14 protein-coding genes are annotated in these 13,495 nt (G+C 60.1%); all 14 read right to left on the bottom strand.

Going from position 1 to position 13,495, the window contains the following annotated elements; genetic code table 11:
- Positions 1-59: 59 nt before the first annotated feature.
- Entirely contained in the window at positions 60-1,064 is a 1,005-nt protein-coding gene (gene era / locus IB236_RS02570; RefSeq protein ID WP_146871234.1) for a GTPase Era, read from the bottom strand.
- On the bottom strand, positions 1,061-1,744 hold the full coding sequence (rnc, locus tag IB236_RS02565; protein ID WP_146871235.1) for a ribonuclease III: 684 nt from the start codon (positions 1,742-1,744) through the stop codon (positions 1,061-1,063). Before rnc ends, era begins: the two co-directional genes overlap by 4 nt.
- A complete protein-coding gene (locus IB236_RS02560) occupies positions 1,745-2,107 on the bottom strand; it encodes a DUF4845 domain-containing protein (protein WP_056747597.1) in 363 nt (120 codons plus the stop codon). It abuts the gene before it with no gap.
- 37 nt (positions 2,108-2,144) lie between these two features.
- Positions 2,145-3,119 (bottom strand): signal peptidase I, encoded by a 975-nt coding sequence (gene lepB / locus IB236_RS02555; RefSeq protein ID WP_146871236.1) that lies wholly within the window; start codon positions 3,117-3,119, stop codon positions 2,145-2,147.
- On the bottom strand, positions 3,119-4,927 hold the full coding sequence (gene lepA, locus IB236_RS02550; protein ID WP_056061364.1) for a translation elongation factor 4: 1,809 nt from the start codon (positions 4,925-4,927) through the stop codon (positions 3,119-3,121). Before lepA ends, lepB begins: the two co-directional genes overlap by 1 nt.
- Positions 4,928-5,437: 510 nt before the next feature.
- Positions 5,438-6,907 (bottom strand): Do family serine endopeptidase, encoded by a 1,470-nt coding sequence (locus IB236_RS02545; RefSeq protein ID WP_056747590.1) that lies wholly within the window; start codon positions 6,905-6,907, stop codon positions 5,438-5,440.
- Positions 6,908-7,068: 161 nt separating this feature from the next.
- Positions 7,069-8,055, bottom strand: a complete 987-nt coding sequence (locus IB236_RS02540; RefSeq protein WP_225580909.1) for a MucB/RseB C-terminal domain-containing protein — start codon at positions 8,053-8,055, stop codon at positions 7,069-7,071.
- Between the two features lie 110 nt (positions 8,056-8,165).
- The gene (locus IB236_RS02535) at positions 8,166-8,816 is read right to left on the bottom strand and encodes a sigma-E factor negative regulatory protein (protein ID WP_192418649.1); all 651 of its coding nucleotides are present in this window, start codon (positions 8,814-8,816) and stop codon (positions 8,166-8,168) included.
- A gap of 9 nt (positions 8,817-8,825) precedes the next feature.
- The gene (gene rpoE / locus IB236_RS02530) at positions 8,826-9,452 is read right to left on the bottom strand and encodes an RNA polymerase sigma factor RpoE (RefSeq protein WP_015013192.1); all 627 of its coding nucleotides are present in this window, start codon (positions 9,450-9,452) and stop codon (positions 8,826-8,828) included.
- Between the two features lie 6 nt (positions 9,453-9,458).
- A complete protein-coding gene (locus tag IB236_RS24245) occupies positions 9,459-9,773 on the bottom strand; it encodes a hypothetical protein (protein WP_225580908.1) in 315 nt (104 codons plus the stop codon).
- 329 nt (positions 9,774-10,102) lie between these two features.
- Positions 10,103-11,347 carry a beta-ketoacyl-ACP synthase II gene (fabF, locus tag IB236_RS02520; RefSeq protein ID WP_056061355.1) on the bottom strand — a complete coding sequence of 415 codons (1,245 nt, stop codon included), beginning with the start codon at positions 11,345-11,347 and terminating at the stop codon, positions 10,103-10,105.
- Positions 11,348-11,395: 48 nt separating this feature from the next.
- Positions 11,396-11,635, bottom strand: a complete 240-nt coding sequence (gene acpP / locus IB236_RS02515; RefSeq protein WP_003058049.1) for an acyl carrier protein — start codon at positions 11,633-11,635, stop codon at positions 11,396-11,398.
- Between the two features lie 103 nt (positions 11,636-11,738).
- The gene (fabG, locus tag IB236_RS02510; RefSeq protein ID WP_056061353.1) at positions 11,739-12,497 is read right to left on the bottom strand and encodes a 3-oxoacyl-ACP reductase FabG; all 759 of its coding nucleotides are present in this window, start codon (positions 12,495-12,497) and stop codon (positions 11,739-11,741) included.
- On the bottom strand, positions 12,494-13,444 hold the full coding sequence (gene fabD / locus IB236_RS02505; protein ID WP_192418647.1) for an ACP S-malonyltransferase: 951 nt from the start codon (positions 13,442-13,444) through the stop codon (positions 12,494-12,496). The genes fabG and fabD overlap by 4 nt, the downstream gene beginning before the upstream one ends.
- Positions 13,445-13,495 lie beyond the last annotated feature (51 nt).

Here is a 13,495-nt window from a genome sequence, read left to right as displayed (position 1 = left end):
GCCCGTGACGCCTGCTGCGGGGTGTGCGCGCAGGAAGACGGGGAAGTCAGCTTTCGGGGTTATTCGTAGCCGAAGGAGCGGACCCGGGCTTCGTCATCGGCCCAGCCGGAGCGGACCTTGACCCACAGCTCCAGGAACACCTTGGCGTCCATGAGCTTTTCCAGCTCCTGGCGGGCCTCGGTGCCAATGCGCTTCAGGCGCTCGCCCTTGTCGCCAATGACCATCATCTTGTGGTTGTCACGCTCCACCACGATGGTGGCGGCAATCTTGACCAGGCGTTTGTGCTGCTTGCTCTTTTCCTCATCGAACTTGTCGATGACCACGGTCGAGGTGTAGGGCAGTTCGTCGCCCGTGAAGCGAAACAGCTTCTCGCGCACGGTTTCAGAGGCCAGGAACTTCTCGCTGCGGTCGGTCAGTTCATCCTCGCCATACCACCAGGCCTGCTCGGGCAGGTATTTGGCGCAGATGCCAAACAAACGCTCGATGTCGCCCTTGTTCTTGGCCGACATGGGCACGAACTCGGCAAACGGGTGGCGCTCCTGCATGCTCTTGAGCCAGGGAGCCAGCTCGGCACGGCGGTGCACCATGTCCAGCTTGTTGGCCACCAGCAGCGTGGGAATGCCCGGCTTGAACAGCGAAAGCACCTTGGCATCCGCCAGCGTGAAGTTGCCGGCTTCCACCACAAAAAGGATCAGGTCCACGTCGCCAATCGCGCCCATCACAGTCTTGTTCAGCGACTTGTTGAGTGCGGTGGCGTGCCGGGTCTGGAAGCCAGGGGTGTCCACAAAAATGAACTGCGTCTGGTCCAGGGTGCGAATGCCCGTGATGCGGTGGCGCGTGGTCTGCGCCTTGCGCGAGGTGATGCTGATCTTTTGCCCCACCAGGGCATTGAGCAGGGTGGACTTGCCCACGTTGGGCTTGCCAACAATGGCGATCACACCACAGCGTTGGCCGGGCACAGCCGCCGGAGCCCCCGCAGCAGCCAGCATGGCTTCCAGATCGTTTTGCACCGGGGCGCTTTCAGCACCCTGGTCAGGAGCTACATCTTTGGTAGCGTCATTCATAAATTCTTTGCTTTCAATGTGGCCAGCATGGCCGCGGCGGCGGCTTGCTCGCCTGCCCTGCGGGAACCGCCGATGCCACGCTCGGTCAGGCCCAGTTCGGGAATATCGCACTCGACGTCAAAGGTCTGGCGGTGGGCCGCACCCACCGTCGCGACCACCTTGTACTGCGGCAGCCTCATTTTGCGGCCCTGGAGCCACTCCTGCAACGCGGTTTTGGCGTCCTTGGATGCTGCCTGCATCTGCGGGTTGATCTCCACGCCCTGGAAAAGACGGTGCACCAGCGCTTCTGCGCTGGCGTAACCGGCATCCAGATACACCGCGCCAATCAGGGCCTCCAACGCGTCCGCCAGGATGGAGGGGCGCTGCTGCCCCCCTGATTTCGCCTCCCCCTCTCCGAGGCGCAGTACCTCTGAGACTTTGAGTCGCACCGCCAACTGGTGCAACGTGTCCTGCTTGACCAGATTGGCCCGCACCCGCGACAAGTCACCCTCGGGCAAGGCAGACAAACGCTGGTACAGCAGGCTGGCCACCGCCAGGTTCAAAACCGAGTCGCCGAGAAATTCAAGCCGCTCGTTATGGTCCGCAGAGAAACTGCGGTGTGTGGTGGCACGCTGGAGCAGCGAAGGATCGGCAAACACATGCTGCAGGCGATCCTGCAGAGCTAAAAGACCGGGCTGCACCTAGTTGGTCTGCGCATCAAAGCGGTAGACCAGATAGGCTGGGCCCGCCAGGGGAATCTCGCGCGAGTATTTGAAAGACACCACCACCTTGTCGCCTCGCTTCGTTACCTCAAGGTCCGACCCCTTGATGGATTTGATGTCGTCAATGGCCGCAGCACGATCAAACGCAGCGCGCACCCCGGGCACCGTACTCTCCACCTTGGCCTTCTCAATGGCCTTTTTCGCCGAAGCGAACTCTAGGAAGATCGGAACTGATTGACCTCCGATAGCAAAAGCCGCCACAGCGATCAGCCCCACAAAAATCAGCCCGAAAAACGACAGCCCGCGTTGGCTTGAGCGGCTTGCAGTGCGATATGTTTTCATCAATGACCCCCTCAATGTTATTTGCAATCGCCCGCACTCAATGGAACGAGCCGATGCGCTTGAGATTACCGAAATTCATCCAGACAAAAAAGGCCTTGCCCACGATGTTGCCCTCGGGCACAAACCCCCAGTAACGGGAATCGAGCGAGTTGTCACGGTTGTCGCCCATCATGAAATAGTGCCCCTCCGGCACCTTGCAAGTGACACCTTCTACACTGTAGCGGCAGTTTTCGCGATAAGCAAAATTGCTGGCGCCTTGTACAAAAGCGGGCACATCGGGATTGTTCAGCAACCGGTGCGGCTGATCACCCAGTTGCTCTTCAAACTGCTTGAAGTAACGCATGGAGTCTTCTTCAAAGAAGTCGGGCAACGCCTTGGTGTCAACAGCTTTACCGTTGATGGTGAGGCGCTTGTTGATGTAGGCCACCTCATCGCCCGGCACCCCTACGACACGCTTGATGTAGTCCATGCTGGGCTGTGGTGGATAGCGGAACACCAGAACATCGCCGCGAACGGGCCTGGATCCCTCGGTCAACCGTGTGTTGATGACAGGCAGTCGAATGCCATAGGTGAATTTATTCACCAAAATCAGGTCGCCAACGAGCAGCGTTGGGATCATGGAGCCCGATGGAATCTTGAAAGGCTCGAAAAGGAACGAGCGCAAGAAAAACACCGCAGCGATGACTGGAAACAACCCCGCAGTCCAGTCCAGCCACCAGGGTTGCATGAGGATGCGGCCCTTGGCTTCCTGCACATCCACATCCACCTTCTGGATGCCCATGCGATCTAGCTCCGCACGCCGCTCGGTTGCTGCGTCCTCGATGGCCTGCGCCGCGCGGCGCCGCCGGGGCAGAAAATAAATGCGCTCTGCCAGCCAGTAGATGCCGGTGACGACCGTCGCCAGAAACAAAAGCAGTGCAAAGTTGCCCTCGATAGCTCCGGTATACCAGGCACCGATATAGCCCACGAAGGCCGTCAGCACCAGTGACGTCAAAATTTGCATGAATTGCATCAATCTTCCACCTGCAAAATGGCCAGGAATGCCTCTTGAGGCACCTCGACCGATCCGATCTGTTTCATGCGCTTTTTGCCTGCTTTCTGCTTCTCAAGAAGCTTGCGTTTGCGGGTGATATCGCCGCCATAACATTTGGCCAACACGTTTTTGCGCAGTGCCTTGATGGTTTCGCGCGCAATGATGTTGGCGCCAATGGCCGCCTGGATGGCCACGTCATACATCTGGCGGCTGATGATCTCGCGCATCTTGGCAACCACTGCCCGGCCGCGGTACTGCGACTGCGAACGGTGCACGATGATGGACAAGGCATCCACCTTTTCTCCGTTGAGCAGGATATCAACCTTCACCACATCGGAGGCACGGTACTCCTTGAACTCGTAGTCCATGGAGGCGTAGCCGCGCGAGACCGATTTGAGCTTGTCAAAGAAGTCGAGCACGATCTCACCGAGGGGCATTTCATAAGTGAGCATTACCTGGCGACCGTGGTACGCCATGTTCATCTGCACGCCACGCTTCTGATTGGCCAGCGTCATCACCGGGCCCACATAGTCCTGCGGCATGTACAGATGGACCGTCACGATAGGCTCGCGGATTTCCTCCAGACGACCCTGGTCAGGCATCTTGGAAGGGTTCTCGACCATGATCACTTCGCCGTCGGCCTTGACCACCTCATAGACCACACTGGGGGCCGTCGTGATGAGGTCCTGGTCGAATTCGCGCTCCAGCCGCTCTTGCACGATCTCCATGTGCAACAGTCCGAGAAAGCCGCAGCGGAAGCCAAAGCCCAGCGCCTGACTCACCTCGGGCTCATAGTGGAGCGAAGCATCGTTGAGCTTGAGCTTTTCCAGGGCGTCACGCAGCGAGTCGTACTCGCTGGCTTCGGTGGGGTAAAGACCTGCGAACACCTGGGGCTGGATCTCCTTGAAACCAGGCAGCGCGTCCGTAGCAGGCCCTGCATTGTTGGGGAGCTTCTTCTCGAGCGTGATGGTGTCACCCACCTTGGCGGCCTGCAGCTCCTTGATGCCGGCAATGATGTAGCCCACCTGCCCTGCATCGAGGGAATTGCGCGGCTCGTTGGCGGGCGTGAACACCCCCAGGTTGTCGGCGTTGTACACCGCGCCCGTGGCCATCATCTTGATGCGCTCGCCCTTGAGCAAGCGGCCATCGACCACACGCACCAGCATGACCACCCCGACGTAGCTGTCGAACCAGCTGTCGATGATCATCGCGCGCAGCGGGCCATCGGCATTGCCACGTGGTGCGGGCACCTTGGCAACAATCGCCTCCAGAATCTCATCGATTCCCATACCGGTTTTGGCAGAACAAGGAATCGCGTCGGTGGCATCAATGCCGATCACATCTTCGATCTCGGCCTTGGCGTTGTCTGGATCAGCGTTGGGCAGATCCATCTTGTTGAGCACCGGCACCACTTCCACACCCAGATCCAGAGCGGTGTAGCAGTTGGCCACAGTCTGCGCTTCGACCCCCTGCGATGCATCCACCACCAACAGCGCACCCTCGCATGCAGACAGCGAACGACTCACCTCATACGAGAAGTCCACATGCCCTGGCGTGTCGATCAGATTGAGGTTGTAGACCTGCCCATCCTGGGCCTTGTACTGCAGCGCAGCGGTCTGCGCCTTGATGGTTATCCCACGCTCTTTTTCGATATCCATCGAGTCCAGAACCTGGGCCTCCATCTCACGGTCTGCAAGACCTCCGCACCGCTGAATCAAGCGGTCGGCAAGCGTCGACTTGCCATGGTCGATGTGCGCAATGATGGAAAAATTTCTGATGTGATTCATCAACGGAAAGCGTCAAGTGATTGAATTAAAACAGTGCGCACAAGAAAAAAGGGCGCGTCGAATGGCGACGCGCCCTGAACCAACAATCATTGGCAACTGCGATAGTTGGAGCTTCATTGTAGGCAAAAAGGCCGCCTGAAAAAGCCCGACCCTCGGCATCCAAGGGAAGTTGCCAGGGTGCAACAGGAATTTTATACACAGTTTATACACAGTCCGCACAAGAACAACGCTGGACAACTTGTGGGTGAGCTGTGGATCAACTGTGCATTGCTCAAAAACATCCCACATCGTGAACAGAGCGCCCGTCGATATGCAGATAAGCGTTGAACGCAAGTCTCTATTCTATCGAAACTGGTTGATGGACCTCTGAAAAGTTAGCAAAAGCTAACATCCAGACTGGTGTGGACGCCTCCTACCAACCCCTCAAAAAAAACCAAGCACCGACAATGGCCCCCTTGAAACGTAGGGAATGGCCCGACTCCGGGCCATCCTCGTTCTCGCTTGTGGCGCTTATCTGCCGGGGCGAATCAGCGCGTACTGAGCCCATTCGCCGCGGCGATACAGCACATTGATGGACTTGCTCTTATCAGCCTTGGAAAGCACGGATTCAAACTCTTTCACGCCCGCCACTTCGGTGTTGGCAACCGACAGGATGATGTCCCCTTCCCGGAGGCCAGCGCGTGCTGCCGCGTCCGTGGCGGTCGCCACGACCACCCCGCCCTTGAGCTTGAGTTCCTTCTTCTGGGCATCCGTCAGTTCCGTCACTGACAAACCGATCTGCTGTGCAGCGGCAGAGGCCTTGGGCTTCTCCTCGCGCTCGGCTACTTTGGTGGCGGGCTTGTCAGGTTCGATCTCCGCGATGGTGATGGCCAGATCGCGGGATGCACCGCGACGGAACACCGTCACCGAACTGCGATTGCCTGGTTTGGTGTTGCCCACAAGGCGCGGCAGGTCTGCCACCTTCTCGATGGGTTTGCCATCAAAGCGCGTGATGATGTCGCCCGCCTCCACACCCGCTTTGTCTGCGGGCGATCCTGCCTCCACTCCGGTCACCAGAGCGCCCTGCGCCTTGCCCAGGCCAATCGACTCAGCAACATCCTTGGTGACTTGCCCGATCTGGACACCGATACGGCCACGCGTCACACGGCCCGAAGCGCGCAGCTGCTCACTCACACGGATGGCTTCATCCATGGGGATGGCGAACGAAATACCCATGAATCCGCCAGAGCGGGAATAGATCTGGCTGTTGATGCCCACCACCTCACCACGCATGTTGATGAGCGGCCCGCCAGAGTTTCCGGGGTTGATGGCCACATCCGTCTGGATGAAGGGCAGGTAGTCACCCGTATCGCGCTGCTTGGCGCTGACGATGCCAGCAGTGACCGTGTTTTCCAGCCCAAAGGGTGAACCGATCGCCATCACCCACTCGCCCACACGGAGGCGACTCACATCCCCCACTTTCACAGCAGGCAATCCTGACGCCTCGATCTTCACAACGGCCACGTCAGTGCGCTTGTCAGCCCCCACGATGCGCGCCTTGAACTCACGCTTGTCCGTCAAGGTCACAATGACCTCGTCAGCGCCTTCAACCACATGCGCGTTGGTCATCACAAACCCGTCAGAGGTCAGAATGAAACCCGATCCCACTCCACGTGGCTGCGCCTCTTCTTCCTGTTGAGGCCGTTGAGGCCGCTGTTGACGCGGAGCATTGGGGATGGGTACCCCAAACCGGCGAAAGAATTCCAGCATCTCTTCGTCCATGCCATTGGCGTTGGCTCGACTGGACGCTTTCTCGACGGTGCGGATGTTGACCACCGACGGCCCCACCTGATCCACCAGATCGGTGAAATCAGGCAAACCCCGAACCAGCGGTGCAGGTTGTGCCAACGCCGCATGGGGCGCTACCGAGACCGTGGCCAGACCACCCATCAGGCATGCCACTGCCACCGAACGCAACATACTTCCATCAAACTTCGGCATCTTCGACCTTTCTTGATTCTTGGCGAATGCTGTTCACGAATTGTGTGTGACTGTGAAGAGTGTGACGCCAAATGGTTCCCCGCATTCGTCACGCCCTCCATGCCCACACAAACCGCCAAATGACCGGGTATGGCGGCCCGCAGCCATCGGCAGCGCGGCTGTCAGCGCAGGCGCTCCAGCTGACCTACAAAAAGACGCAGTGTCTGCAGAGGTACCTCTCCCACTGCGGTCAACCACGTGTCTGACGGCCCACGCTGGGCTACCAGCTGTGTAGCGCCCATGCTGGACACTTGGGGCTGCGCGGGATGGCGCTGCGGGTCGAAGGGCTCCAGAAACAACGACACCGAGGCCAGTCCATCGGAGTACAAGCACTGCAAGACACTGGAGGCATCCGGAGCGTCAGACACCGCCCGTCGGTGACAGCTGACAGGCACAAACCCGGCCACGGGCTGGCGCAAGGCCCAACCTTCGGCCTTTGCCGTAGTTTTGACCACTGAGGGTGCCACCACCTTGTAACCCGACGTCGCGTCCATCAGACGCGTCAGCTGATCAACCTTCACCGGCGCATTGAGATCCAGCTCGGAAAAAGCCGCTTGCTCCAAGACCCGACCATCAGCCGCCAGCGTCTGCAGCTTCACCACCAGCCCGGTTTCGCGCTCGCTCCAGAGCCGATAACCGAAACGCAGGGTATCCGTAGGCTGAAACCAGACCACGTCCGACACGAAGCCAGCCACCCGCTCCTGCCCCAGCAGGCGGGGCGTGTAAAACTGGGCGATCGATGTACCGCTGACCACAGGTACGCGCGGAAAGAGCCCAGATGCATCGCGGCGGTCTGACCGCACAACGCGCGCCTGGGGCAGGAAGGTACGAACTTCGTCGTTACGGCGATAGACCGTGCGCGGAGTGCCACTGAGCGATTCAACCCGCTCCAATTGTTGCTGGCCATCACATGCGTGCCAGATGCGTGAGCTGGACATGGCGCCGTTGGCCGACAACACCACAAAGGTTCCGGCATAGGCTCGGCTGCACGGTGCGCTGTGCATGCGCTCGATCCACTGCGCCATGTCGCGCTCGGCCACTGCAGTGGTAGTTGACTCAGAGGATGCCGCAGGAGCCCCCGCCACTGGCCCCACGAACAAGCCACACATCGCTGCGGCTATCAGCGAGCCAAGCCATCGAACCCGGGTATTTCCAAAGACCTTCGCAACTCCAGAGGGGTTCATCACACGATCTCAGCGCCAGACATACCGTTCACGATTCAGCGGTCAGGAGTCTCAAAAGTAGCGTTGCGCAAAAAGCCAGCAGGCATCTGCAGGGCCGACGTACTGCCAAACTGCTTATGGGCCGCCAGCAACTCATCCAATCGAGGATCCCGGATCATCACTTGCTGGCCGTCCGCATCAGCAACAGCCACGACAGGCGCGCCTTGCGCCGTCGCACGCTCGGGGGAAGACGCGGCCAGTTGAGCACCCGCTCCACCCGCCCCCTGCAGTTGGGAAAACGAGGTCCAGCCAATGGCCGCCACGGCGGCCAGCGACGCAAAGCCCGCAACCATCTTCCAACGGAAAACCGAAGCATTGGCAGCCACAGGCAGAGGGGTGGCTACGATGCCCAACTGTGCTGGAACACGGGGACGCTGTGGCGGAGCCTCCTTGGCCAGCTCTTCGCGCAAGCGGGACAGAAACGCTGGATTTGCTGGCCGCGCCAAATCAGAAGAACGCAACGCATCGCCCACAAGGTGGTAAACCGCCCATGTGTCGCGTCCTTCGTCTTCCGCCGCCCAGGCCAGCGCATCGGCAAACTCATCGCCGTGCAGCTGACCATCCGCCAGCGCAGATAGCTGTTCGCTCCGTCTGCCGGTCAAGCTGACGTCCGCCGAGGCGGTGATACCTGTTTGTGCCTTGTTCATTCAATCACCTCACCACCGTTTGCCCGACTGGTTTTCGAGCAAGGGTCGCACTTTGGCCGAAATGGCTTCTCGCGCCCGAAAAATTCGAGATCGCACCGTACCAATGGGGCACCCCATCGCGGTAGCAATTTCTTCATAACTGAGCCCTTCAATCTCTCGCAGCGTGACAGCTTGGCGCAGATCATCGGGCAAGGCCTCCATGGCTGCATTCACGACCTGGGCGATTTCCTGGGCCGCAAGGACAGTTTCGGGGGTTTCGTCGCTGGTTAGTTCGTGTCCAAGGCGGGAAGTTTCATCCTCGTCCTCCGAACCCCTGAATGCATTTTCGGAAATGACCGGGTTGCGCTTCATGTCCATGAGCGCCTTCTTGGCTGTATTGACAGCAATCCGGTACAGCCAGGTGTAAAACTGGGCGTCGCCGCGAAACTGGTGCAGAGCCCGATAGGCGCGAATGAAGGTTTCCTGGGCAATGTCCTGCACCAGGTCCGTGTCGCGCACCATGCGCCCGATCAGTCGTTCGATGCGGCGTTGGTACTTGATGACCAGCAATTCATAGGCGCGCTGGTCGCCCGCTACCGTGCGCTCCACCAGTTGGAGGTCGCTGTCTTCGGAGGGGGAAGGCGGAATTACAGTCATGGATACTCAGTATTCACGCCCTGGGGCAGCTTGCCGGGCGGTTTCGTCAGCGTTGTCAGCGCCCGATCTGGCGCGCGAATATACCGCACGGCGCAAGTCCATCCAGCGCTCTGGCTGGCTGGAACGCTCCAGCCACAACCACAGCGGCGGATGTCCGACGAGCAAGATGCGCACCCACAGATGCGCCTGCAGATCCAGAAGCACCTCCGGGGGCGCTGAAAGCGTCAGCGGCACACTGGTGGGCGGCGCCACTCGGTTCAGCGTCCAGGCTTGGCCGTCGAACTGCAAAACTCCACGGGCTTGGCTCCACCAAAAGTGCATGGCAGCCGCCATCGCTGGCAGCCAGAAACACAGGGCCACTGCGATGGACAGATGCGCAGCACGGCTACCCAAAGCGATCCAGGCAACCAAAACGGCACCACCAGCAAGCACCCAGGCAGCCAACAGCACGCCCAGAGCCCGACTGCGACGCAGCGAATATTGGACAGAGGGAGGCCGTCTCGAAAGCCGCGTCACAAGACAGCTCCCTTCGACGGACGGATCAAGCGCCAACTCGATGACGGACCGACACCACAGTCAATGACACATCGCCCGCAGGCCCACGAGCGATACGTATTGCCACCGAATCCGAGATTGGTATATGCGCGCAATCAGACGCGTTTGAATACCAGCGTTCCGTTGGTGCCGCCAAAGCCAAAGTTGTTTTTGACGGCCACATCAATCTTCATGTCCCGCGCCGTATTGGCGCAGTAGTCGAGATCACACTCCGGATCCTGGTTGAACAGGTTGATGGTGGGCGGCACTTTTTGTTCATGCAGTGCCAGCACAGTAAACACACTCTCAATCCCCCCCGCACCGCCGAGCAAGTGGCCCGTCATGGATTTGGTGGAGCTCACAACGGTCTTGTAGGCGTGGTCGCCCAAGGCCGCTTTGATTGCATTGGTTTCGTTGATGTCGCCCAGAGGAGTGGACGTGCCGTGGGCGTTAAGGTAATCCACCTGATCGGCATTGATCCCGGCGTTGCGCAACGCGCTAAGCATGGCGCGGCGGGGTCCATCCATGTTGGGTGCCGTCATGTGACCTGCATCTGCGCTCATGCCGAAGCCGCTGAGTTCGGCATAAATCTTGGCGCCTCGCGCTTTGGCGTGTTCATACTCTTCGAGCACCATCACACCGGCGCCTTCGCCCAGCACAAAACCGTCGCGATCCTTATCCCATGGGCGGGATGCCGTCTTGGGGTCGTCGTTGCGGGTGGACAGGGCCCGCATGGCGGCAAACCCGCCGATGCCCAGCGGAGATACCGTGGATTCGGTACCGCCAGCCACGACCACGTCCGCATCGCCGTATTCGATCATACGACCTGCCTCGCCGATACAGTGCAAGCCTGTTGTGCAGGCAGTCACCACGGCAAGGTTGGGCCCCTTGAAGCCAAAGCGCATGGACACATGCCCTGCCACCATGTTGATGATGGACGCAGGTACAAAAAATGGGGTGATACGCCGTGGCCCGCGGCTGACCAGCTCGGCGTGGGTGTTTTCGATCAGCGGGAGGCCGCCAATGCCGGAGCCGATCACGCAGGCAATGCGTGTGGCGAACTCCTCACTGAGCGCTTCGCCCGTGGGAAGCCCTGCGTCCTGGACGGCCTGCGCTGCAGCAGCGATGCCATAGTGGATGAAGGTATCCATCGCGCGCGCATCCTTGGCGCTGATGTACGACTCCAGGTCAAGACCTTTGACCTCTCCCGCAATCTTGCAGGCGAAGTTCGATGCATCGAACTTGGTGATGAGATCAATGCCGGACTGGCCGGCAAGGAGATTGGCCCAGGACTCGGCCACCGTGTTACCCACGGGGCTGACGCAACCCAGGCCGGTCACGACAACGCGACGACGGCTCATGCGTATAAAACCTTCTGCTGATCGCTTGAGTCAGGCGCAGGGCGCCGCTCAGGCCTTCTGGTGGGTGTTGGCGTAGTCGATGGCGTTTTGCACCGTGGTGATCTTCTCGGCGTCTTCGTCCGGGATCTCGATGCCGAATTCGTCTTCCAGAGCCATCACCAGTTCCACCGTGTCGAGCGAGTCGGCACCGAGGTCTGCCACAAAGGCCTTTTCATTGGTGACTTGAGACTCTTCCACACCGAGTTGTTCGGCAATGATTTTTTTGACGCGTGCTTCGATATCGCTCATGGTTTCCCTCTGGGGGTTGTGAATGAATCCGCGATTCTAGCCGCTTAAGGAGAAGCCCCTAAACGACCCGCCGTCCGGATGAACCGGCGTTAACTTTCAATAACTACATGTACATGCCGCCATTGACATGCAACTCCTGCCCCGTCACATAGCCAGCCTCGCGCGAGGCAAGGTACGCCACCGCGTGCGCGATGTCGGCCGGCTTGCCCATGTGACCCAGCGGGATCTGCGCATTGAGCGCTTTTTGCTGGTCTTCGGGTAACACGGAGGTCATGTCGGTCTCGATGAAACCGGGTGCCACGCAGTTCACGGTGATGCTGCGGCTGCCCAGCTCACGGGCCAGCGCGCGCGTCATGCCCGCCACACCCGCCTTGGCCGCGGCGTAGTTGGCCTGGCCTGGATTGCCCGACGCACCCACCACGCTGGTGATGCTGATGATGCGCCCAAAGCGCTGCTTCATCATCGGCCTGATCGCGGCGCGGCTCGTGCGGAATACCGCCTTGAGATTGGTGTCCAGCACGGCATCCCAGTCGTCGTCCTTCATGCGCATGGCCAGAGTGTCGCGCGTAATGCCCGCGTTGTTCACCAGCACATGCAAGCCACCTTGCTGCTTGACGATGGCGTCCATCAGGGCCTCAACCGCAGCCACATCGTTCACGTTCAGATTGGCACCGCGGCAACCAGGGTAAGCCGACAGCGCCTGGCTGATGCGCGCAGCGCCTTCATCCGTGGTGGCTGTACCCACCACCTGGTAGCCGCGCACCGCCAACTCCAGGGCAATGGCAGCACCGATGCCGCGCGATGCACCGGTCACCAGCGCCACTTGCGCCGCCTGCACTGCTGTCTGAGTCGATTCCGTCATGCCAACAACTCCCGGGTTTCAGCCAGCGTGGCCGAGTCAAACAATGCTGCGCCGACCAGTTCAGGGTCGATGCGTTTGGTGAGGCCTGCCAGCACCTTGCCAGGGCCACATTCAATGATGTGCGTCACACCACGGCCTTTCAGCGCGTGCACGCATTCCACCCAGCGGACGGGGCCAAAGGCCTGGCGGTAGAGCGCTTCGCGAATGGCATCAGCGTCTTGCTGCACCACCACGTCCACATTGTTGACCACCGGAATCTGAGGGGTAGCAAGCGCAACCTCCGCCAGCGCCATACGCAGCTTTTCAGCCGCAGGCTTCATCAGGCTGGAATGGAAAGGCGCCGACACTGGCAGGGGCAATGCGCGCTTGGCGCCCCCCGCCTTGAGCACCTCACAGGCCTTGTCCACACCCGCCTTGGTACCAGCGATCACGGTCTGGATCGGGTCGTTGAAATTGACAGCCTCCACCACCTCAGCCGTACCTGGCCCGAACGATGCCAAAGCCTCGGCACAACCAGCGATGACCTTGGAAGCCTCCATGCCCAGAATGGCCGCCATGGCGCCGGTGCCGATAGGCACCGCCTCTTGCATGGCCGCCGCACGCAGCTGCACCAGCGGGGCCGCCTGCGCGAGCGTCAACACACCAGCCGCCACCAGAGCGGAGTATTCGCCCAACGAATGCCCGGCAACGGCCACCGGGGCTGCGCCACCTTCTGCGCGCCACACCCGCCATGCCGCCACGCCAGCGACCAGCATCACCGGCTGGGTGTTGGTGGTGAGGGCCAAAGCCTCCTTGGGGCCTTCCTTGATCAGCAGGCCAACATCCTCACCCAGAGCATCCGAGGCTTCCTGCAGGGTCTGCGCCACCACCGGGTGGTCACCCCAACCATCGAGCATGCCAACCGATTGCGAGCCTTGCCCCGGAAAGACAAATGCAAAAGACTTCATGAAAAATCCAGAAATATGATGAAACCGGCCGGTAGCGCAGGTACTTATTGC

Source organism: Acidovorax sp. ACV02 (genome assembly GCF_014851475.1).
GTDB classification, from domain to species: Bacteria; Pseudomonadota; Gammaproteobacteria; order Burkholderiales; family Burkholderiaceae_C; genus Acidovorax; species Acidovorax delafieldii.
Note: the sequence above shows the minus strand (reverse complement) of the source record. Positions and strands in the feature narration are given on the sequence as shown.